General features: G+C 65.9%; 17 protein-coding genes and 2 pseudogenes. 10 read left to right on the top strand and 9 right to left on the bottom strand.

The window, feature by feature from the left end:
- Positions 1-488 precede the first annotated feature (488 nt).
- The 8 genes from VAE54_RS07340 to VAE54_RS07305 all read left to right on the top strand — a co-directional run bounded on the left by VAE54_RS07340 (position 489) and on the right by VAE54_RS07305 (position 8,965).
- A complete protein-coding gene (locus VAE54_RS07340; protein WP_322801296.1) occupies positions 489-1,511 on the top strand; it encodes a glycosyltransferase in 1,023 nt (340 codons plus the stop codon).
- Positions 1,512-1,766: 255 nt separating this feature from the next.
- Positions 1,767-2,402, top strand: coding sequence for a TetR/AcrR family transcriptional regulator (locus VAE54_RS07335; RefSeq protein WP_322801295.1), 636 nt, complete (start codon positions 1,767-1,769; stop codon positions 2,400-2,402).
- 160 nt (positions 2,403-2,562) lie between these two features.
- Positions 2,563-3,684: an ABC transporter permease gene (locus tag VAE54_RS07330; protein ID WP_322801294.1), complete on the top strand. Its 1,122-nt coding sequence runs from the start codon at positions 2,563-2,565 to the stop codon at positions 3,682-3,684.
- Positions 3,685-3,723: 39 nt separating this feature from the next.
- Positions 3,724-4,653, top strand: a complete 930-nt coding sequence (locus VAE54_RS07325) for an ABC transporter ATP-binding protein (RefSeq protein WP_322801293.1) — start codon at positions 3,724-3,726, stop codon at positions 4,651-4,653.
- Entirely contained in the window at positions 4,646-5,599 is a 954-nt protein-coding gene (locus tag VAE54_RS07320) for an ABC transporter ATP-binding protein (RefSeq protein ID WP_322801292.1), read from the top strand. The genes VAE54_RS07325 and VAE54_RS07320 overlap by 8 nt, the downstream gene beginning before the upstream one ends.
- Before the next feature lie 98 nt (positions 5,600-5,697).
- Positions 5,698-6,951, top strand: coding sequence for an HlyD family secretion protein (locus VAE54_RS07315; RefSeq protein ID WP_322801291.1), 1,254 nt, complete (start codon positions 5,698-5,700; stop codon positions 6,949-6,951).
- 68 nt (positions 6,952-7,019) lie between these two features.
- Positions 7,020-8,255, top strand: a complete 1,236-nt coding sequence (locus VAE54_RS07310; protein WP_322801290.1) for an HlyD family secretion protein — start codon at positions 7,020-7,022, stop codon at positions 8,253-8,255.
- A gap of 155 nt (positions 8,256-8,410) precedes the next feature.
- Positions 8,411-8,965 (top strand): CPBP family intramembrane glutamic endopeptidase, encoded by a 555-nt coding sequence (locus tag VAE54_RS07305; protein ID WP_322801289.1) that lies wholly within the window; start codon positions 8,411-8,413, stop codon positions 8,963-8,965.
- A 58-nt stretch (positions 8,966-9,023) separates the two neighbouring features.
- Here the strand turns inward: VAE54_RS07305 and VAE54_RS07300 are convergent, their stop codons facing one another.
- Genes VAE54_RS07300 through VAE54_RS07285 form a run of 4 tightly spaced genes read right to left on the bottom strand, consistent with a single transcriptional unit; the run spans position 9,024 to position 12,092 of the window.
- Positions 9,024-9,869 carry a metal ABC transporter permease gene (locus VAE54_RS07300; protein WP_322801288.1) on the bottom strand — a complete coding sequence of 282 codons (846 nt, stop codon included), beginning with the start codon at positions 9,867-9,869 and terminating at the stop codon, positions 9,024-9,026.
- On the bottom strand, positions 9,866-10,654 hold the full coding sequence (locus tag VAE54_RS07295) for a metal ABC transporter ATP-binding protein (RefSeq protein ID WP_322801287.1): 789 nt from the start codon (positions 10,652-10,654) through the stop codon (positions 9,866-9,868). The genes VAE54_RS07300 and VAE54_RS07295 overlap by 4 nt, the downstream gene beginning before the upstream one ends.
- Positions 10,654-11,643 carry a metal ABC transporter substrate-binding protein gene (locus VAE54_RS07290; RefSeq protein WP_322801286.1) on the bottom strand — a complete coding sequence of 330 codons (990 nt, stop codon included), beginning with the start codon at positions 11,641-11,643 and terminating at the stop codon, positions 10,654-10,656. Before VAE54_RS07290 ends, VAE54_RS07295 begins: the two co-directional genes overlap by 1 nt.
- Positions 11,640-12,092, bottom strand: coding sequence for a Fur family transcriptional regulator (locus VAE54_RS07285; protein WP_322801285.1), 453 nt, complete (start codon positions 12,090-12,092; stop codon positions 11,640-11,642). The genes VAE54_RS07290 and VAE54_RS07285 overlap by 4 nt, the downstream gene beginning before the upstream one ends.
- 431 nt (positions 12,093-12,523) lie before the next feature.
- Here VAE54_RS07285 and VAE54_RS07280 point away from each other — a divergent pair, with 431 nt between their 5' ends.
- On the top strand, positions 12,524-14,338 hold the full coding sequence (locus VAE54_RS07280; protein WP_322801284.1) for a heme o synthase: 1,815 nt from the start codon (positions 12,524-12,526) through the stop codon (positions 14,336-14,338).
- 13 nt (positions 14,339-14,351) lie between these two features.
- On the opposite strand, the gene VAE54_RS14595 is transcribed toward VAE54_RS07280, so the two are convergent.
- From VAE54_RS14595 to dnaG, 3 genes and pseudogenes are all read right to left on the bottom strand, one after another.
- Entirely contained in the window at positions 14,352-15,353 is a 1,002-nt protein-coding gene (locus tag VAE54_RS14595) for a sigma-70 family RNA polymerase sigma factor (RefSeq protein ID WP_416223785.1), read from the bottom strand.
- Positions 15,354-15,611: 258 nt separating this feature from the next.
- A pseudogene (locus VAE54_RS14590) lies at positions 15,612-15,677 on the bottom strand (sigma-70 factor domain-containing protein); the annotation flags it as partial.
- A gap of 302 nt (positions 15,678-15,979) precedes the next feature.
- Positions 15,980-17,923 (bottom strand): DNA primase, encoded by a 1,944-nt coding sequence (gene dnaG / locus VAE54_RS07270; RefSeq protein ID WP_322801282.1) that lies wholly within the window; start codon positions 17,921-17,923, stop codon positions 15,980-15,982.
- A gap of 254 nt (positions 17,924-18,177) precedes the next feature.
- Here dnaG and cofD point away from each other — a divergent pair, with 254 nt between their 5' ends.
- Positions 18,178-19,101, top strand: a complete 924-nt coding sequence (cofD, locus tag VAE54_RS07265; protein ID WP_322801281.1) for a 2-phospho-L-lactate transferase — start codon at positions 18,178-18,180, stop codon at positions 19,099-19,101.
- Between the two features lie 470 nt (positions 19,102-19,571).
- Here cofD and VAE54_RS07260 read toward each other — a convergent pair whose 3' ends face one another.
- Both VAE54_RS07260 and VAE54_RS07255 read right to left on the bottom strand, forming a co-directional pair.
- The gene (locus VAE54_RS07260; RefSeq protein WP_322801326.1) at positions 19,572-20,408 is read right to left on the bottom strand and encodes an IS110 family transposase; all 837 of its coding nucleotides are present in this window, start codon (positions 20,406-20,408) and stop codon (positions 19,572-19,574) included.
- A 137-nt stretch (positions 20,409-20,545) separates the two neighbouring features.
- Positions 20,546-20,815: pseudogene (locus tag VAE54_RS07255) on the bottom strand (IS110 family transposase); the annotation flags it as partial.
- Positions 20,816-21,272: the final 457 nt, after the last annotated feature.

The raw sequence follows: 21,272 nt of genomic DNA, 5'->3' as shown, positions 1-21,272 counted from the left end.
CCTCATACTGCCATGTCGAGGTCTGATCGGAATTGTAAGTGACCCCCAGAAACGTGATCCGGTAGCCATCCAGCACAACCGAGGACCCTGCGATCGCAGGGCTGAGAATTCCTTGAAGGATCAGGCTGACGCCCAGAGTGATCAAACCCAGAAACCAGGTCAGATTCCGAAAAGCCCTCCACGCTCTGGCATCCATTCTCATATCCAGCCCCCTGATAGTTAAATTTTTCTGACTAATCTGGTTCTTTGCCTCCTTACTGCATCTATTAAACCGCAGGCTAAGGCTTGATATCGTAAGGATTTCGTAAGAAAGACGGGATGTATCCCGGGGGATAGGACGAAAGTCCCACTCCGATCTCAGCCACCGGAGGGGTTGAGGGAGGGGATCCGTCCTTTCCGAGCTGGGATCTGGATCCCGGAATTCACTAAAATAGCTGGGGGGGCAGAGGGTGGGGAGCGAGCAGACTTCAAACTCCGGGGGGCCTTCGATGTTGCGGGTTTCCGTGATCGCCACCGTCAAAAACGAGGAGGATTCCATCCAGGATCTGCTGGATTCCCTGGCCCTCCAATCCCGTCCCCCGGATGAGGTGATCATCACCGATGGGGGATCGACCGATGGGACCCTGGAGCGCCTTCGGGCGGAGCGGCGGCTGCCGCTGCAAGTGATTGAAGCCCCGGGCGCCAACATCTCCCAGGGGCGCAATCGGGCCATCGCCGCTGCCCGGGGGGAGATCATCGCGGTCACCGATGCCGGGGTGCGATTGCATCCCCACTGGCTGGCGCGCCTGCTCCGCCCCTTCGAGGAGCGGCCGGAGACGATGGTGGCTGCGGGGTTCTTCCTGCCGGATCCCCGCACGCCCTTCGAGGTCGCGATGGCCGCCACCGTGTTGCCGGAGCAGCAGGAGATCCGGCCGGATCGTTTCTGGCCCTCCAGCCGTTCCGTCGCTTTCCGCAAAAGCGCATGGGAGGCGGTGGGCGGCTATCCCGAGTGGCTGGATTACTGCGAGGATCTGGTTTTCGATTTCGCCCTGTATGAACGGTTCGGCCCCTTCGCCTTCGTCCCTGAGGCGGTGGTTTACTTCCGGCCCCGCCCGACGATGCGGGCTTTCTTCCTGCAATATTACCGGTATGCCCGGGGGGATGGGAAAGCGGATCTGTGGCGGCTGCGCCATGCGATCCGCTACGGCACCTACCTGGGTCTGATCCCAGCGCTGGCCGCCCTCAGCCTGGGGGTTCATCCCCTGTTCGCCCTGGGCTATCTGCTGGGGGGATGGCTCTATCTGCGCGTTCCCTATCGTCGCCTCTTCCGGCTCTGGCAGGGCTACCCTTGGTCGGATCGAATGCGCATGGCCCTCTGGGTCCCATGGATCCGGGTGTGGGGGGACCTGGCCAAGATGTGTGGCTATCCGGTGGGGGTGTGGTGGCGCTGGCGTCATCTCCGGGGCCTTCGCCGGCCTCGCGGGTTCACCGGGCTTCGACCCCGAGAAGCGGATTCCGCTTCCGCCCCATAAGGAGAGCGCTCGGGCGGAGGGCTTTCCTGAGGATCGCTGGAAACGACCCCCCTCTCTTCCCACGGCCCTTTCCCTCCCAGGGAGAGGCGGATTCCCTTTGGGAATCGCCGGCGAACAGCCCATCTCGAGGAAATCCATTTGACAGTGAGAAACAGCTGTCTATAATTTGATTGGCCGATCAATCAATTTCATAGCGGAGCGCATGCCTGACAAGGCCTGAGCCGTCCCGCTTATCCAGAAAAGGAGCGCCGCGCCATGGGAAAAAGGCGTCCTCTCCTCCGAAAGCGACAGCGAGAGGAAACCCGCCAGCGCATCATCGAGGCGGCCTTCCGGGTGTTCGTCCGGAAAGGTTTTAAGGGGACCTCCAACCGGGAAATCGCGCGGGAGGCGGGGATCTCTCCGGGTTTGATCTACTGGTATTTTCCCAGCAAAGAGGAGCTGTTCCGGGCCGTGGTGGAGGCGAAGTCGTTCGTCTTCCCGCTTCAGCAGATGGCGCAAACGATGCGAGAGGCTCCCCCTCAGGAGTTCCTGGCCCGGGTGGTGGAAATGGGGATCACCCTGGCTCGGGATCCCGCGATCGTGGCGGCCATGCGGTTGCTTCTTCCAGAGGCCATCCGTAATGAACGGGTCCGCCGGGTGTTTGTCGCCCGGGCGATCCGCCCGGGGCTCCGAGCGGTGGCCGGTTATCTGGCGGCTCAGCAGGCCAAAGGCCTTCTGCGCCCTATGGATCCCGAGGTGGGAGCCCGGCTATGGATGGGCCTTCTGTTCTCCCAGATCCTGCTGAGCGATCTGTTGCGGATCCCCTCTCCGGTGCCCATCGATCGGCTGCTAACGGAGGCGCTCAAAGTGTATCTGCATGGGGTCCTGGCCCGCGCCCCTTCGCCCTCGTGATGTGCATGGAGGATGAGGAGCCTCGTCCGGCACCAGCGGGGCTTTCCGGATCGGGTGATGCCCTCATCGTCGCCGAAGCGGCTTCGACAGGGCCCGACGGGCGATTCCTATGAGTGGGGAACGAGGATCTCCCATCCCGGAATATGCAGGGGGCGGTTCGATGCTTCGTCGGATCAGCGCGGTGATCTATAAAGAGGTTCTGCACATCCTGCGAGATCCCCGGACGCTGGCGGTGATGTTCCTGATCCCGGTGGTCCAGCTCTTCCTCCTGGGCTATGCGGCGACTACAGATGTCAAACATGTGCCCATGGTGGTCTTAGACGGGGATCGGACGCCGCAGAGCCAGGAGCTGGTGGATGCTTATCGTGCTGTGGATGCGTTCCGGATCATCGGCTATGTGGAGCGGCAGGAGGACCTGGCCCGCCTGCTGGACGCGGGGACAGCGCAGGTGGCGCTGTTGATCCCAAAAGGATACGGGGCGGACGTCCTGGCTGGCCGCCCGGCGACCATCGGCCTGGTGATCGACGGCAGCGATCCCACGGTCGCCAACAACGCTTACGCGGCGGCGCTATCGATCGCACAGAATCATTCCACCCGGATCCTCCGGCAGGTCCTTCATCTGGATCCCCGGCGGATGCCGGGGCTGGATCCCCGCCCGCGGGTCTGGTATAACCCGGAGCTTCGCAGCGCGAACTACATGATCCCGGGGCTTATCGGTACGATCCTCCAGTTCCTCACGATGCTGCTCACGGCTCAGGCGATTGTGCGGGAGCGGGAGCAGGGGACCATGGAGCAGCTGATTGTCACCCCGATCCGTCCGGCTGAGCTGGTGATCGGGAAAGTGGTTCCCTATGTGGCGATCGCCTTCATTGATTTCGGCATCATCCTGATGCTGGGAGCCCTCTGGTTTCGCGTGCCGATCCGGGGCCATCTGGGGTTGCTCTTGGCCCTCTCGGGTCTTTTCCTGCTTTCCTCCCTTGGCTTCGGGTTGTTGATCTCCACCGTGGCCTCCACCCAGCGGGAGGCGATGTTGCTCACGTATTTCCTTCTGCTGCCATCGGTCTTCCTGGCCGGATTTCTGTTCCCGATCCAGGCGATGCCTCAAGCGCTTCAATGGATCAGCTATCTGATCCCTCTGCGCTACATGCTGGTGATCCTGCGGGGGATCATCGTGAAAGGGGTAGGAGTTGAGCCCCTGTGGGATGAGGCGCTGGCGCTGACCCTCTTCGGGATCGCCGTAATGGGCCTGGCGGCCCGCCGCTTTCAGAAGCGCCTGGAGTAGGGATCCGGCCCTCGTTCCATGCGGAGCGGTGAGGGGGAGATGAACCGGACGATCCTGGAGGTTGACCATCTGGAGAAGCGGTTTGGCCCCGTCCGGGCCCTGGCGGATGTCTCGTTCGCGGTGGACGAGGGCGAGATCTTCGGGATCATCGGGCCGGATGGGGCAGGAAAGACGACCCTGTTGCGGATCCTCGCCGGGGTCCTGCGGCCTGATACGGGCTCCATACGGGCGTTCGGGCGGGATCTGCTGCGGGAGCTGGAGCGGGCTCGGCCGCTTCTCGGCTATATGCCCCAGAACTTCAGCCTGTATGGGGACCTCACGGTGCGGGAGAACCTGGTGTTCTTTTCCACGATGTATGGAACCTCCGATCCCGCCTGGATGGAGCGTCTGCTGCGCTTCGCCCGCCTGGAGCGGTTCCTGGAGCGCCGGGCGGCCCAGCTTTCCGGGGGGATGCAGAAGAAGCTGGCTTTGATCGGGGCGATGATCCATCGGCCCCGTCTCCTGCTGCTGGATGAGCCCACCACCGGTGTGGATCCGGTATCGCGGCGGGAGCTGTGGGATCTGCTCAGCGAGTTTCATCTCCAGGGGGTGACGATCCTGGTGACCACGCCCTATCTGGACGAAGCGGAGCGCTGCACGCGGGTGGCGTTGATGCATCGAGGGCGGATGCTGGCGGTCGATGCCCCGGATCGGCTGCGCGCTTCGCTGGGCCACCCCGTCATTGAGATCATCGCCCGGCCGATCATGCGGGTGCACGCCGCGCTGGCGGATCATCCCGGCGTTCTGGAGGCGGTGATCCTGGGGGACCGCATCCGGCTGGTGGTGCGGGCGGGAAGCCTTTCCCCGGTGGATGTGGAGGGCATGGTACGGACGATCCCGGGCGCTACGGTTCGGGAGGCGCGGTGGGCCACGCCCCGCTTGGAGGAGGTCTTCGCCCATCTCATGCGCCGGGAGGGGGCCAATGGATGAGGTGGTGATCCGCGCCGAGGGGCTGACCCGCCGTTTCGGGGCGTTCACGGCGGTGGATCATGTCTCCTTCGAGGTTCGCCGGGGGGAGATCTTCGGGTTTCTGGGCCCGAACGGGGCCGGGAAGACGACGACCATCCGGATGTTGCTGGGGCTCCTGGAGCCCAGCGAGGGTCGGGCCTGGGTGCTGGGGCATGATGCGACCCGGGAGACGGCACGCATCCGCCCGCGGATCGGCTATGTCAGCCAGCGCTTCAGCCTGTATCCGGATCTCTCGGTGGAGGAGACGTTGCGGTTTTACGGGGCGGCCTACGGGCTGCCGCTTCCGCGCCTGGCGGATCGGATCCCCCGGTTGCTGGAGCTTCTGGATCTGGCCGGGCAGGAGCGGCGTCTGGTCCGGCATCTGGCGGGGGGCTGGCGCCAGCGGGTGGCCCTGGCGGTCGCGCTCCTTCACGAGCCGGAGCTCGTGTTCCTGGACGAGCCGACGGCCGGGATGGATCCGCTGGCGCGGCGGGCGATCTGGTCGCTGCTGTATCAGCTAACGGAGCAGGGGATCACGGTGTTCGTCACCACGCACTATATGGATGAGGCGGAGCAGTGCTCTCGTCTGGCCCTCATCCATAACGGCCGCCTGGTCATGCAGGGGGCGCCGACGGAGTTGAAAACGATGACAGGTCTGGGGAACGTGCTGGAGATCGTGGCGACGCCTCTGGATCGCGCGCTGGCCTTGCTTCGGGAATGGTCGATCTTCCCGCATGTGGCCTTCCACGGCGCCCGTATCCATGCTTACCTCCCCATGGGTGAAGTTCCCATCGAGGAAATCCGGAGGCGTCTGGAAGCAGCGGGTCTGGAGTCCGTTTCGGTGGAGCCCGCGGTTCCCTCGCTGGAGGATATCTTCCTGTGGGTGATCGAGCGGGAGCGATCCGGCCAGGACCCAGAGGCGCGATGATCCCTTTCCGAAGCCCGGTGGGGAGGCGGGCAGGGCGCCTTCGGTGCCCGCCAGTTCCCGAAACGGCGCGTCGGGTTTGGAACCGGAGGTGAGGCTCTATGAAGAGGATGTTCCATCTGTTCCTCATCGGTCTGCTGGGATTCGCCAGCGCATGCCGGCCGGCGATGGAATGGCCGTTGCGGGCCTCCGGCTATCTGGAGGCTCAGACGATCGACGTCATTGCGGTGGAAGGCGGCCGCGTGCTCCAGGTATGGGTGGAGGAAGGCGACGCGGTGCAGGCTGGCCAGCGTCTGATGGAGCTGGACCCGGCCCTCCTGGATGCACAGATCCGGATGGCGGAGGCCCAGGTCGCCCAGGCGCGGGCTGCGCTGGATGCCCTGGAGGCGGGCCCCCGGGAGGAGGACGTGCGGGAAGCGATGGCGCTGGCGGATCAGGCCCGGGCCTTGCGGGATGGGGCGTATCAGGCATGGCAGGATGCGCTGGCCATGCTGCGGGAGCCTCAGGAGCTGCGGATGCAGCAGGCCATCGCTGCGGCCCAGGCGCGCGCGGCCCAGGCCCAGCTGGAGCAGGCGGTAGCCATGAAAGATATCGCGGAGATCCTGAAGAACCGCGCGGAGGCAGCGATGCGGAACCGGGAACAGCTCCCTCCGAATCTGCGCCCTCCCTTGCCAGTCGAGGTGCTGGATGCCCCTTACGCTTACTGGGCGGCGTGGGCCGAGGTCAACCGGGCGGGGGCCGCCTATGACGGCAGCCGCGCCCTGCGGGATTACCTGGACGCGGTGGTGAAGGATCCACTAACGCTGCGGACGCAGGTGGTGGAGGCCGAGGGCCGTTACCGGGCTGCGGAGGCCGCCCTCGAGGTTGCCCAGGCCCGGCTCACGGCGCTCCGGGCGGGGGCGACGCCGGAACAGCGGGAGGCGGCCCGCGCCCGCCTGCGCCAGGCCGAAGCGGCGCTGGAAGCCCTCAAAGCCCGACGGGGGCGGTATGTCCTGCAGGCCCCTCAGGAGGGGATCGTGGCCACACGGGCGGCGGAGCCGGGCGAGCTGGTGGCCCCGGGGACACGGGTGATGCAGCTGATGGACCTCCGGATCCTGACGTTGACCGTGTATGTCCCGGAAACCGCCCTGGGTCGGGTTCGCCCGGGCATGCGGGTTCCGGTGATCGTGGAGGGGTTTCCCGGCGAGCGTTTTGAGGGCCTGATCACCCATGTGGCAGAGGAGGCCTCGTTCACTCCCCGCAATGTCCAGACTCAGGAGGAGCGCGCCCATCTGACGTTCGCCGTCCGCATCCGGCTGGAGAACCCGGAGGGTCGCCTGAAGCCCGGCATGCCGGCCGATGTGGAAGTGCCCTGACGCAGCCGGGATGCTCCGGGCGCATGATTTCCTTGCCATTCCTCCTGGAATCGTATGGAGGCCTGTCGATGCGCAAACCGTTTCGTGCCGGGATTGCGATGATCCTCCTCGGAGGGATCCTGTATCTGGGTAGCGCATGGGGGCTCCCCCGACCCGCGGCGAGCGGATCGGGGGGAGGCTGGGTGTTCTCCGGCACGCTGACCGGGCGGAGCGTGCAGCTCTCGGCGGAGGTGAGCGGGCGGGTGCGATGGCTGGCGGAGGAAGGGGCGACGGTGAAGCCGGGGGAGGCGGTGGCCGAGCTGGAGGATCCCGTCCTGTCGCAGCAGCTGCTGGAGGCGGAAGCGGCCCGGGCCGCGGCCCGGGCCGAGGCGGCTGCGCTGGAGGCCGGGGTCCCGCCGGAGCAGGAGGCCGTGCTGGCCGCTCAGGTGCGGCAGGCCGAGGCGGAGCGCGAGGCGGCGGAGCGCCTCTGGCAGGCGCTGCGGCGTCAGCTTCGGGAGCCCCAGGATCTGGAGCGCCAGATCCTCGAGGCGCGGACCGCTCTGGCGGTGGCCGAGCACGGCGTGGAGCGTGCCCGGGCGGATCTGGAGAAGGCGCGGGCGGATCGGGACCGCCTGCCGTTCGACCAGCGGGAGATCGCCGACCGGCAGGTGGCGGCCGCGGAGGCGGCCTTGCGGGCGGCAGAGGCCGAGCGGGATGCGGCCCGGGCTCGCCTGGAGGGCCTGCTGGCCATACGGGAGCGGCCCCTCTCCCTGCAGGCGCAGGTTCACGCGGCGGAAGCGCAAATGCGGGCCGCGGAGGCCGCCCTGCGCGCGGCCCAGGCCCGTTTGGATCGCGCCCGGAACGGGCCGACGCCATGGGAGCGGGATCAGGCGCGGGCAGCGGTAGCCCTGGCGGAGGCCCGGCGGGATCTGTTGCGGTTGCAGATGGACCGGCTCCGTCTGACCGCGCCGTTCACGGCGACGGTCTCCGAGCGCCTGGCCCATGAGGGGGAGATCGTTCGCGCCGGGCAACCGGTGCTCAGCCTGAGCACGATCGATCCCCTGGAGGTGACCATTTATGTGCCCGTGAGCCTTCTGGGCCGTTTGCGGGTGGGGCAGCCGGTGCGCATCCAGGTCGATGCGTTCCCAGGGGAAGCCTTTCCCGGGGTCATCGCTCGGATCGCTCCCGAGGCCACCTTCACCCCGCGGAACGTCCAGACCCGCGAGGAGCGACAGACGCTGGTCTTCGCGGTGACAGCCCGGGTTCCCAATCCGGAGGGACGTCTCAAAGCGGGGATGCCGGCCGATGTGCAAATTCTACCTTAGTTTGCATACTATTGTAGGATGGAATCCAGGCCATCCCGACGGAAGGAAGACGAAAAATTGTCCATCCGAAAAAGGCGTTCCCCAGGTCTCTCTTGCCCATCTCCCTCTTGTTGCTGGCCCAGTGGGGATGGCCCGGGTGGTTTCTGCTCTTTCAGATGGATTCGGTCACGCGCTACGTCATCTCGGTGTTATCTCGCTTTGCCCTGATCGGCTGGGCCCTGTGGCTTGAGAGAGGACACTGGGAGGACTTTTTCATCACCAGGCGGAATCTGAAACTGACGTTGCGGGATGGTCTCGGGCTGGCCATCGCCTTTGTTCCTATCGGCTGGGCCTATGCGCACTGGAGGCTCGGCGGTGTCTACTGGCTTCCCCGACAGGATTGGTTTCCCACCCTCCTTGCCGCCTTCATACCGGCTGGTCTGCAGGAAGAGCTCGCATATCGTGGCCTGTTTCTCGGCATGCTGTGCGAGCGATGGGGCCTTTCCTCTTTTTGGTCGATCCTTGTGATCACTGCGCTCTTCGGACCCTTTCATCATCGTCGCTACATTTTGCGGGGTGATTGGCTCACGTTGGGGCTGGTGACCGCCTTCGGCGGGGTGGCGGCCTGGCTCACCCTGAAAAGGCGCAACATGGTCGGCGCGGTAGTCGGTCACACAGCGATGGATTTTCTGATCTTCTTATTCATTGGCGGGAAGGTTTCTGTTCTGTAATAGGAGCCGCTTGTGTGGCGACGGGAGCAAGGGCGCAAGTAGCGCGGACCCTGAGCTCTTAGAATCCCGCGGGGAGCCGCAGCGGGCGCTGCCGCGCGAGGGCTTCCCATCCCAACGCCCCAGCGAACATCCCCGTTGCCACCAGCACGATAGCCGCCCCCGAGGCGATGTCCAGATGGTAGCTCAGATAGAGGCCGATCAGGCCGCTGAGGCTGCCCAGGAGGATCGAGAGGAGCACCAGGCGGTCGAAATCGTCAGTCAGCAGGCGGGCGGTGGCGGCGGGCACCACCAGGCCGGCGGCGATGAGGGTCACGCCCAGCACCTGCATCGCCGCGATCACCACGGCCGCCAGCAGCATGGAGAGCATCAGCTCCATCCGGGCGGTGGGGACGCCGTAGACTTCTGCCACCTCGGGATCGAACAGGGCAAAGAGCAGGGGCTTGTAGTGGAAAAGCAGGAGGGCCAGGGCGAGAAGAGAGGCGCCCAGGATGATCCAGAGATCCGTCTCCGTCACCCCCAGGATGTGGCCGAAGAGGGCGGCCTCGAAGTTGCGGGTGAACTGGCGGGTGCGGCTGATCAGCGCGACCCCCAGGGCGAAGCTGGCCGTGGTCACCAACCCGATGGCGGCGTCTGCTCCGATCTTCCGCCGGCGAGCGATCAACCCGATCAGCAAGGCGGAAAGGAATCCCCACGCCCCCGCGCCCAGATAGAAGTTCAGCCGCAGGACGTAGCCCACCACCGCGCCGCCGAACACCGCATGGGAAAGCCCGTGGCCGATATAGCTCATGCGGCGCAGGACCACATAGGGGCTCACCAGGCCACACAATCCCCCCACCAGCACCGCAGCCAGCAGCGCCCGTCGGAAGAACTCAAATTGAAAGGGCTCCAGCAGCCAGTGGCTCATCCCGCCCTCCTATCTCCCTGACCGTGCCAGCGATCTGCGATCACCTGTAGCTCTCCCTGACGGACCACCACCAGATCGGCCCCGTAGAGGCGATGCAGGATCTCCGGTTGGAACACTTCCGAAGGTGCTCCTTCGGCGATCACCCCGCGGTTGAAGCAGATCAGGCGGGGCAGATGCGCGGCCACCGCGTTTAAATCATGGGTGGTCAGCAGGATGGCAATCCCCTCGCGGTGGAGCTCTTCCAGCAGATGTAGAATCTCGTGGCGGACCGCGATGTCCACCCCGCTGGTCGGCTCGTCGAGCAGCAGCAGCCGGGGGCGACGGACAAGGGCCCGGGCGAGGAAGGCGCGCTGCTGTTGCCCGCCGGAGAGCTCTGCGATGTGGCGACGGGCCAACCCAGCAATGCCCAACCGCTCCATCACCGTCCATGCGCGCCGTCGGGCCTCCCGTCCATACCAGGGACCCGGTCCTTCATCCAGGGCGAGCCCCATCAGCACCACCTGCTCCACGGTCACAGGGAACGTCCAGTCCACTGTCTCCAGTTGCGGCACATAGCCGACCGGCAGCGGGCGCACCTGCGACAGGGGGTGCCCTTCAAACCAAACCTCTCCGGTGAGGGGGCGGATCTGGCCCATCAGGACGCGAAGCAGGGTGGTTTTCCCCGCTCCGCTTGGGCCTACCACACCCACGAAGCAGCCTGGCTCCAGCCGCAAAGAGAGGTCTCGGAAAACCGGCTGCCCGTTATAGCCACAGGTCACTCCGCGCAGCTCCACCAGCGGCGTCATCACGGCCGGCTCCGATCCGGGATGTTCCGGATGTCCACCGCCTGCAACGCGTCGGCGCGCCCCCCCAGGGCGGTCACCATGGTCCGCACGTCTTCCACCATCATGTGAAGATAGCTATGCTCCGGACTTCCTGGCTCCCCCGGCAGGGTATCATCCCGCAGCGTGTCGATATAGCGCGCGCCGGTCTCCCGGCCGATCTGCTCCAGGACCTTGCTGGGGAATACCTCCGAGCCGAAGATGGCCGGGACTTTCTCCCGTCGAATCTGCTCGATCAGGGCGGCTACCTCCCGCGCCGAAGGCTCCCGGAAATCCGAGGGCTGGATGGCCCCGATTACGGTCATCCCATAGCGACGAGCGAAGTAGGCCCACGAATCGTGATAGGTGAGCAGCTTGCGGTTCGATGGCGGGATCGTAGCGATGGCCTCACGGATCGCGCGATCCAGCCGGTCCAGCTCTGCGAGCAGCGCCGCCGCGTTCTGCTCGTAGTAAGCCCGGTTGGCCGGATCCATTCGCACCAGGGCGTCCCGGATCCGCTCCACATAGCCCCGAGCGTAGATAGGGTCCATCCACACGTGCGGGTTTGGATCGCCCTTCTCGGGTGGGAACGAGAAGTCAAAGATCCACTCCTCCCGGGAGAGGAGCATATCCCCCAGCTTCAGCAAGACGGCCTCAGGCTTCTTGTTCGCCAGGGCCAGACGCTCAATAGAGGTCTCCAGGTTCAGACCATTGAGGACAATCAGATCGGCCTGCGCCAGATATCGGGCGTCCTCCGGGGCAGGCTCGAAGGTATGGGAATCCACCCCCTCCGGGATCAGGCCGTGGAGATCAATGCGATTCCCCCCGACGTTATAGACCAGATTCGTTAAAGGGGCGACGGTGGCGACCACGCGCAACCGGCGGGCGGGGGCTGCAGGGCGGGGCGATGCGCAGGCGGCAAGCAGCAGAACAGCCAGCAGTATCCCTCCCCATCGATAGCTCTTGATTTTCATGGGTTCGCCTCCGATGGAAAGGATCCCCGAGCTCGACAGCGGGAGCAGAGCCCCAGAGCGCTCAGGGTGATCTGCTCCACAGGCAGGCCCAGGCGGCTCTGGAGCTCCTGACGCAGGTCTTCGAGCACCGATTCTTCCAGATGGAAGATCTGATGGCAGGACCGGCACCGGAGATGGCCATGGCTTGGCCGATCCCGCCACTCGTAAACGATCCGTCCCTCGCCCAGCACGTGGCGTTCCAGCAGCCCGAGCCGGGTGAACAGCCGCAGCGTTCGGTACACCGTGGAGAGGTCCATCGCAGGGAAGCGATCCCGCACCGCGGCATGGATCTCCTCGGCCGTCATGTGGCGCCCGGAAGATCGCAGGGCCTCCAGGATCACCACTCGCTGGGGCGTGGCCCGGCAGCCGTGTTGACGAAGGGTTCGTCGGATCGGATGACAGTGCGGCATCTCGTCCCTCCGGGGGCGGCGCCTTTCCCAACCGGTCGGTCAGGAGGATCTTGTTGCAATCTTTTGCTATTGCAAATATAGGGCGACAACTTTCATTCGTCAACCTTCCCGAGGTCCAGATCGAATCTCCTCGGGCCGCCTTCTGACCGAGACAATCGTCCGAGTCGTTGGGGGGTTCGAAGCGCCTGTAGCCGTGGTGATCCCCAGAACGACCGTCGGCGGACCCGCGGGAGCTGTTGGCAGGAACCGCAGGGGTGGCGAAAGTGCGGGCGAAAGCTTCCTGACCGCCGAGCGGCGTGGGAAGGGCCAGCTGCCATGCCTCCTGATTACTGGATCTGGATGTTGCAATTTCCGGGGGATAGAGTGGGGCGGATGGGGATTTGTCTGTATGATATATCCGTGAAGAATCTTCCTCTTTGTCGGAGCATCCCATGCAGAGCGCGAAGGCCTGGAAGGGATTGCGGATCCTGCTGGGGATCACAGCGCTGGCGATCGGCTTGCTGACCATGTGGGGGGCGCTGGTGCGCACGACCGGATCGGGTCTGGGTTGCCCGGACTGGCCGCTATGCCATGGGCGGGTGATTCCTCCGCTGGAGGATCCGGCCGCCTGGATCGAGTGGATCCACCGGCTTCTGGCGGCCAGCGCGACGCCGTTGCTGGCGCTTTCCGCGTGGATCGCCTGGGGAAAGGAACGACGTCCAGATCTCTACCGCCCGCTCCTCTGGGCGCTGGGGCTGGTGTTCGGGCAGGCCCTGCTGGGCGGGCTCACGGTGATCCTGGAGCTCCCGCCCACGATGGTCGCGGTCCATCTGGGGCTGGCGCTGTCGATCCTGGCCCTGACGCTGGTGGCGGCGGTGCGCGCCTCCGCCCCCTGGTCCGCCCACGCGCCGCATCGGGAGCTTTCTTCGGTTCAATCTGCTGCCCGTGCCATGCGCTGGATCGGGATGACGGGCATGGGGCTGTTCATCCTCACGCTGGTGGGGGCGACAGTGACGGGGAGCGGGGCCTCGCGGGCGTGCTCGAGCTGGCCCTTCTGTGAGGGGTGGGTGGTCTGGCCGGGCGATCTGCTGGGCCGTGTGCACATGCTGCATCGGCTGGCCGCCCTCGGCGTGGGCCTTGCGCTGGCCTGGCTCGCCGTGCGGCTGGCGACCTGGCGCGGGATCGCCCGCGGGATCTTCCACTGGGTTCTGGCGGCCTTCGTGCTCTATCTGATCCAGATCGGCCTGGGGGCCATCAACCTGTGGATGGGGTTCCCGGCGCTGTTGAACGCCCTACATCTGGGGCTGGCCACGGCGATCTGGGCGGCGCTGGGGATCGCCTGGACATGGGCGCTGGGCGAGGCGCAATGGGTGGAGGGCATCCCCGAGGAAACCGTCCGTCTGCGGAATCTCTGGGAGCCGTATTTCACCCTGACGAAACCGGGGATCGTGGCGCTGCTTCTGGTCACCACGGCCGGGGCGATGATGATCGCCCAGGGCGGGCTGCCCCCCATCGTGACCTTTATCTACACCCTGCTGGGGGGCTTTTTGATCTCCGGCGGGGCCAACGCCATGAACAACGTGTGGGACGCGGAGCTGGACCGGCGGATGCATCGCACGGCCCGTCGTCCGATCCCGGCCGGCCGGCTGGGGCGGGGGGAGGCGACGGGGGTGGCGGCGCTCTTTTCCCTCCTCGGCTTTTTGCTCCTGTGGACCTTCGTGAACACGACGGCGGCGTTGCTGGCGCTGGCGGGATGGATCTGGTATGTGGGGATCTACACGATGGGGTTGAAGCGGTGGACGCCGCAGAACATCGTGATCGGCGGGGCGGCCGGAGGGTTCGCTCCGATGGTGGGCTGGGCGGCGGTGACCGGGCGGGTGGATCCGATGGCGCTGTTTTTATTCGCGCTGATCTTCTTCTGGACGCCCCCTCATACCTGGTCTTTCGCCATCCTGACGGAGCGGGATTATCGGGAAGTGGGGGTTCCGATGCTGCCGGTGGTGGCGGGCGTGCGGCCGGCGGCCTTCCAGGCTTTCTTGTATACGATCCTTCTCGTGCTGCTCACGCTGGTTCCCTTCGCCACGCGAGCGATGGGGTGGATCTATCTGGCCGGGGCGCTGGCGCTGGGTGCATGGCTGCTCTTCTTGGCGTTTCGCCTCTGGCGGGCACCGGAGAAGGCCACTGCCCGCCGGATGTATCACGCGTCGAACGCCTATCTGTTCCTGCTCTTCGTTTGGATGGTGCTGGATCGGGCAATTCGCCAGTGAATGCGGTGAGGGATCAGCTCAGGTAATCCTTCAACCGTCGGCTGTAATGGGGGTGGCGTAGCTTGCGCAGCGCCTTGCTTTCGATCTGCCGGATCCGCTCTCGCGTCAGCCCGAACATCTGCCCCACCTCATCCAGGGTCCGCCACTGGCCGTCCTTTAACCCGAAGCGGACCTCCAGCACCTGCCGCTCCCGCTCGGGGAGCGTATCCAGGATCTCGCGGAGCTGCTCCCGGAGCATGGTGAGATGGGCCTCTTCCAGCGGGCTGCGGGTTCCCTGATCCTCGATGAAATCCGCCAGCTCGCTGTCTTCCTCCTCTCCAACCGGCGTTTCCAGCGACATCGGCTCGGCGGCCCAGCGCAGCGCCCGCTCCACCTTCCGGGTGGCCTCCCGGAGCCGGCGGGCCAGATGGGGAGGCAGGGGCTGGTTGGCGTTCCAGGCGGCCTGGATCTCCAGGACCTCCTGGGGGGAGAGCAGGTTCACTTCCAGGGCCAGCTCCTCTGGGGTGGGATCCCGGCCCAGGGCCTGCTGGAGCTTCTGCTGAGCGCGCATGAGGCGGCTCAGGAACTCCGCCAGATGGACCGGGATGCGGATGGTGCGGGCCTGATCGGCGATGGCGCGGGTGATGGCCTGGCGGATCCACCAGGTGGCATAGGTGGAGAACTTGAAGCCTCGTCCCGGATCGAATTTCTCCACCGCGCGCAACAACCCCAGGTTTCCCTCCTGGATCAGGTCCAGGAAAGAGACGCCGCGGCCGATGTATTTCTTGGCCACGCTGACCACCAGGCGCAGGTTCGCCCGGATCAACCACGAACGGGCTTCCGCCGCCTGATCCCGCACATGTCGCCACCACCGGCTCAGGTGTTCCTCGGGGGGAAGATGGGCCCGAAGGGATCGCTCGCTCGGCCAGCGGACCGCCGGGGCCGAACCCGCGTCCGCATGTTCTGCCAGATACGAAAGCGCCTCGGGGGGAAGGAGCAACAGGTCCGTGTAGATCCGGACCAGTTGCTGGAGCAGGTCGGCGAGCCGGCGGCTGCCTCGCTGGCGCTCCAGGTAGGGTTCGAGGGAGCGCGCGCGGGCTTCCAGAACCGGGCGGCTGACATCGGCGATCAGATCGCTCAGGCGGGGCATCGGACGGCGGAGCCGGGCGGCCATCTCGGTGGCCTTCTCCCATGTGGCCACCAGATCCCGATACACCGCGATCGCCAGATCCGTCTGGGAAGGCTTGCGCAGGCCAGCGCGGATCTCATCCAGCCGCCGGGGGGCCTGGAGGCGGATGGCCAGATCCAGCTCCTGGGTGGGTTCCAGCAGCGGCACCCGGCTGATCTCCCGCAAATACATCCGCACCGGGTCCTCGGCCACCTCCGGGCCCCACCACTCCTCCAGGGCCTCGATTTCCTCCTCGATCCCCTCGCTCTCGATCTCTTCCAGCTCAGTCTCCTCCGGTTCCTCCGGGAAGGGTTCCTCCGCCACCTCCTCCTCTTCCTCCTCCAGGAACCCTTCCTCTTCCTCCGGCCATTCCTCTTCGAGGCCCCGCTTCTCTTCATCGTTCTCCCATGGCTGTTGCGACATCCGCGGACACTCCTTTCCCGACGGATCGGGTAGACTCGACTTCTGGGGCGGCCCTTCGGCAGTGCGGCCTGCTACCGTCGGACGGTTGTGGAAAGCGGATCATCCATCGTCCATCGGCGGTATCGGAAGCGTTGCGTCTGATTGAGCTCTTCCGCCAGCGTCTGCCATTTTGCCATGAATTCGTCCTGCGGCCAATCCGGCACGGACTCCGCCAGCGCCTGGAGCTCTTCAAGGATTCCTTTCAGGCGCTGTTCGCGGAGCCACAGCGCCAGGCGCAACGCCTCCTCCGCCCATCGCTTGTCTTCCGGGTCGAACCCTCGCAGCAGCGGCCCGCGGCGCTGAAGAAGCTCCAGCCACAAGGTTCGGAGCAGCCCGGGGCGCTGGGGATCCGTCGCCTCCTCCGGCCAATCCTCCACCGGTCCGAACTCCGTTAGGTTCCGGAAGAGGGCCCGGTGGGTGGAATCCAGGAAATCCTCTTCGGTAAGCGGCTCCAGGCCCAGCTCGGCGAAGCGGACGTTCAGGTAGGGCAGGAGGTCAGGCCCTATGCCCAGCATGACCAGCAGGGTCGCCTCTGCCTCCGTTCCGCTTCCGAAAGCCTCGAGGCCTGTTCGGGGTTTCTCGGGGGCGGAGGCCAGAAGCGCCGCCGATCCCTTGCGGGCCCGCCGCTCATGCCCGCTCATGCGATGGCTGGTGACCTGCTCCAGCAGCACCCGCTCGTTCAGCCGGGCCATGCGGGCGGCCTGCTGGATGTAAACATCCCGCTCCACCGGATCCGGGATGGCGGCGAGGATGGGAACGATCTCCCGCACGAAGGCGGCTTTCCCTTTCGGATCCTCCAGGCGATGCTGCGCGGCCAGGTAATCCAGGAGGAAGGCGATGACCGGGCGCGCGCTCTCCACTGCCCGGGCCCATTCCTGAGGATCGCGGCGGATGAGCTCATCGGGATCCACGCCTTCCGGCAGGGACAGCACCCGCAGGTCCACTCCGAGCTGACCGCTCAGGTGGATCCATCCCCGAGGGCTGAGCTCCAGGGTGGTCTCGGGGAAGGCCTCGCGGGCCGAGGCCAGCCCTCGCAACACCGCGTGCATCCCGGCCGGGTCGGCGTCCAGGGCCAGCACCAGGCGCTTCAGCCCGCGGCTCAGCAGGCGCAGCTGGGCCTCGCTGAGGCGGGTTCCCAGCGCAGCCACCACGTTGGTGAAGCCTGCCTGATGGGCCATGATCGCATCGAAATACCCTTCGACGATCACCGCCACGCCGGTCCGTCGGATCTCCGCGCGGGCCCGATCCAGCGCGAAGAGCACCGCGCTTTTGTCGAAAAGGAGCGTCTGGGGGGAATTGAGATACTTCGGCTCCTCGCCCCCCAGCGCCCGGGCTCCGAAGCCGATCACATGGCCCTGAGGATCGCGGATCGGGATCATCAGGCGGCCCCGGAACCGATCGAAGGCCGTGCCGTCCTCCCGGATCACTGCCAGGCCGGCGGCCTGAAGGGCTTCCATCGAAAAGCCCCGGTGGCGCATGAAATCGATGAGCGCATGCCAGGCGCTGGGGCTATACCCCAGGCCGAAGCCCTCGATGGTTTCGGGAGTAAGCCCCCGGGCGGCCAGATATGCCCGCGCGGGCTCCGCCTCCGGGCTGTGACGGAGCTGGTGTTGATAGAACAGGGCCGCGGCCTCCAGGACCTCGCGGAGGCGCGCGCGCTCCCGCTCCCGGGCCTCGGCCTCCGGCGTCTTCGGCTCGAGGGGGATGCCAGCCCGTTGCGCCAGGACCCGCAGGGCCTCCGCGAAGGTCAGCCCGTCCCGCCGCATCACGAACTGGAAGACATCCCCGCCGGTGTTGCAGGCGCCGAAACACCGCCATGTCTGGGTATCGGGGAAAACCACAAAGGCCGGCGTGCGCACATTATGATGAAAAGGGCAGAACCCGATATAGTTCTTCCCCGAGCGGCGCAGCGGGACGCTCTCGCCGATGATCTCGACGATATCCAGTCGGGATTTGATTTCCTCGATCAGGGACATGGGCGCTCCGGACAGCACAGGATGCTCTGTCGATGACGCGTTCGGTTCCGGATACGGACCGCTGGGATCCTCCCGCAGGTGAAGGGCTCCTCCTGGGGGATGGGGGAAAGGATGGGCACCTTCTGGTCTCCATCATAGCGGTCGGAAGGGATCCTGCCAAATCCGGATCGGGTCGGGAGCGGCGCGGAACGGAGTGCGGTGCCTAGGCACCGCACTCCACTGCCCGGAGCGAGATCCAAGAGGAGGGATGCGCCATGCGGATCGTGGTTCTGGCCGGAGGGGTGGGCGGCGCGCGGATGGCGGAGGGGTTCGCCCGCGCGGTGCCGCCGCAGGATCTCACGGTGATCGTGAACACCGGCGATGATTTCGAATGGCATGGCCTGGTGGTGTGCCCGGATCTCGATACCGTGATGTATACCCTGGCCGGGATCGCCAACCCGGAGACCGGATGGGGGATCCGGGGGGATACCTGGGGAGCGCTGGAGATGCTGGGGCGATACGGTGGGGAGACGTGGTTCCGGGTTGGGGATCGGGATCTGGCCACTCACGTTTATCGCACGTTCCTGTTGCGTCAGGGCCTGCGGCTGAGCGAGGTCACCGCCCGCCTTCGCCGCGCCCTAAGGGTGGAGGTCGCCATCTGGCCGATGAGCGACGAGCCGGTGCGGACGATCGTGGACACGGAGGAGGGGCCGCTGCCGTTTCAGGATTACTTCGTGCGCCGGGGGTGCCAGCCGCGGGTGCGGGGCTTTCGCTGGGAAGGCCTGGAAGGGGCGCGGCTATCTCCGGAGGCCCAGGCCGCCCTGGAGAAGGCGGATCTGGTGGTGATCGCCCCCTCGAATCCGTATGTGAGCATCGGCCCCATCCTGGCCCTTCCGGGCGTTCGGGAGCTGCTGCAGGATCGAACCGTCGTGGCGGTCTCGCCCATCATCGGCGGGCAGGCGCTGAAAGGGCCGGCGGCCAAAATGATGGCCGAGCTGGGAGAGGCCCCTTCCGCTCTCGGCGTCGCCCGATGCTATCGGTCCTTCCTGGACGGCTTTGTGCTCGATCGCGCCGATGCCGCCCTGGCCCCCGCGGTGGAGGCCATGGGGATCCGCCCGCTGGTCACCGATATCCGCATTCTGGATCCCGCCGCGCGCCTCCGTCTCGCCGAGGAAATCTTGCAATGGGTGGCCTCCTAAGCGCAGGGCCTCGCCATTCCGCGGCGGATGATCCATAGCATGACTTACATGACGCAACTCACGGGAAACGATGCGGTTTTGGCGTAGCGCAGGCTGTTCGCCGGCATCGTGCAGGCCCCCTCGCGGGGGCTCGGCGTCCGAAGGCGGTCTGCAACAACCTGCGGGAAGTGAGAAAGCGGCTGGGGCGCTCGAAGAGGAGGGGTTTGCAGCGGGTCGCAGGGAGCCGGGGAGGCTCCCGGTCTTCGGGGGCGGTGTGGGTTCTCCGCCATGCGGCGATTTCCGCGATGCCCGGCCGGGATTCCGCGACCCGCCGGGTGAATCCCTCCAGTTCCTCTTTATCCAAAAAATCTTTGTCCAATTCCATTCCCGCTCGATCAGGCGGGCATAAGACATACCTCCCCCCTCCCCAGCGCCCACTTTTTTCGCGGCGCGGGCTCGAAAGGTGCTATGCAATTGGGGCCGCTTCCCGATCAGGCCAGAGGGGCCAACTCAGGGAAGAGGGCCAGGATTTCGTCGACCGGGGCCAGACCGCGCGGCTTGCCGCCGTAGGTCAGGTCTTTGAGGTCGTGGCCAAGCTGCAGGCGCAAGAGGCCGTAACGGACGAACTGGCGGGAGGTGAGGCCGCCGCGCTGCTCGTCGGTGAGTTGCCAGGACCAGCGCAGCAGTTTGCAGGCGACCATCGCGGGTTCGGCGTGGCAATCGGCGACGCGTTCGGAGAGGATGTGCCAGATGGCGACGAGGAGTTTGCGGGCGATGGCCACGATGGCAACGCCTTGCGGCTTGTGGCGGCACAGGCGGGCGAACTGGCTCTTCCAGTAGGGATGGGTGTTGACGGCACTCCAGGCTGCCTCGATGAGCACCCGGCGCAGGTCACGGCGGCCCTGTTTGGAGATGTGGCCGTCGTGGTGTGACTTGCCACTGTGCCGAACGCCAGCCCCCAAGCCGGCATAGCCGACGAGCTGCTTGTCGGTGGGGAAACGGGAGATGTCGCCGATGGCCGCCAGGACGGTCATAGCGCTGAGCAGGGCCAGGCCGGGGATTTGGATTAAGAGCGGCACGAACTCGTTCCAGGGCGGCTGGGTGCTGAGGCGGGCGAGTTCGGCGTCCAGGTCGGCCAGGAGATGTTCGATGTGGTCGAGGGTAGCGATGTCCTGGTGGGTGCGCAGCCGTTCGGTAGGTGGAAGGTCGAGGGCGAGCCACCAATCGCGGTTGTGGTCGGCAAAGAGGTCGCCAGTGGGCGGGTTAACGTGATGGCGATGGAGAACGCTGTGGAGGCGGTTCTTGACGGCGGTGCGCTGTTTGACCAGGGCGCGACGATGGGCGAGGAGGGCACGGAGTTCGCGGACGTGAGGGGTGGCACCCAGACCTCTGGGATGAGATTGGCGGCGAGGAGTTTGGCGAGGCGAACGGCGTCATGTTTGTCGGTTTTAACGGCGGCGTGCGCGATCCACTTGACCTGGAGTGCGTTGGCGATGACGACGCGCTGGACGAGAGGGGCGATGAGGTCGTAGAGCCACCAGGCGTTGCTGGTGGCTTCGAGGACGACGACATCGGTGGGGTAGAGATGGGTGGGCGCCCAGGCAGGGAACTCGTCGAGGTCAATGCGGCGCGTGGGTGGCAGGACGAGGCGTTGCTGAGCGTTGACGGCGGCGACGACGGCAAAATGTTTGTGCAGGTCAATGCCGACGAAGCGCGGTGAGAGAGAGTTGTCCATGTGAGCCTCCATAAGATAGGGTTGGGCGCGGACACTTGCACCTGCGGTTACGCAAGTGCAGGTGTTTGGGGCAGGCGGTTCAACTACCGATGCGGGCTCAGCGAAGAGAGGCTGTCCCAGATGAGAGTATGCGACGGGGAGCCAAATAACACAAGCGGGCTTGGTCAGGGACCATCCCATAGGCCGCGGCGGCTCGCCCACACGCTCCGTCCCGGTGCGTTCCCGTCACTCATCGCGATCAGGATAGCACACTCCGCGCCCAACCGCAACGACATTCTAATAACCACTCGCTCCAGCCGACGCCGCCTTCGGCGGCGCGGCTGAGCTTTGTCGTTGGGCCCGTTTCGGATCGCCCTTCAGGCACGAAGTATGGAGGTGCAAAATGAACCGCTATCTAAAGATCGCAAAAGGCTTGCTCAGTTTGCTTGCCTTGATTACGCTAACCGTAGGGCTCGCT

It is taken from the genome of Thermoflexus sp., assembly GCF_034432235.1.
Classification (GTDB): Bacteria; Chloroflexota; Anaerolineae; order Thermoflexales; family Thermoflexaceae; genus Thermoflexus.
The sequence above is the reverse complement of the archived record's forward strand: the minus strand, read 5'-3'. Positions and strand labels throughout refer to the sequence as shown.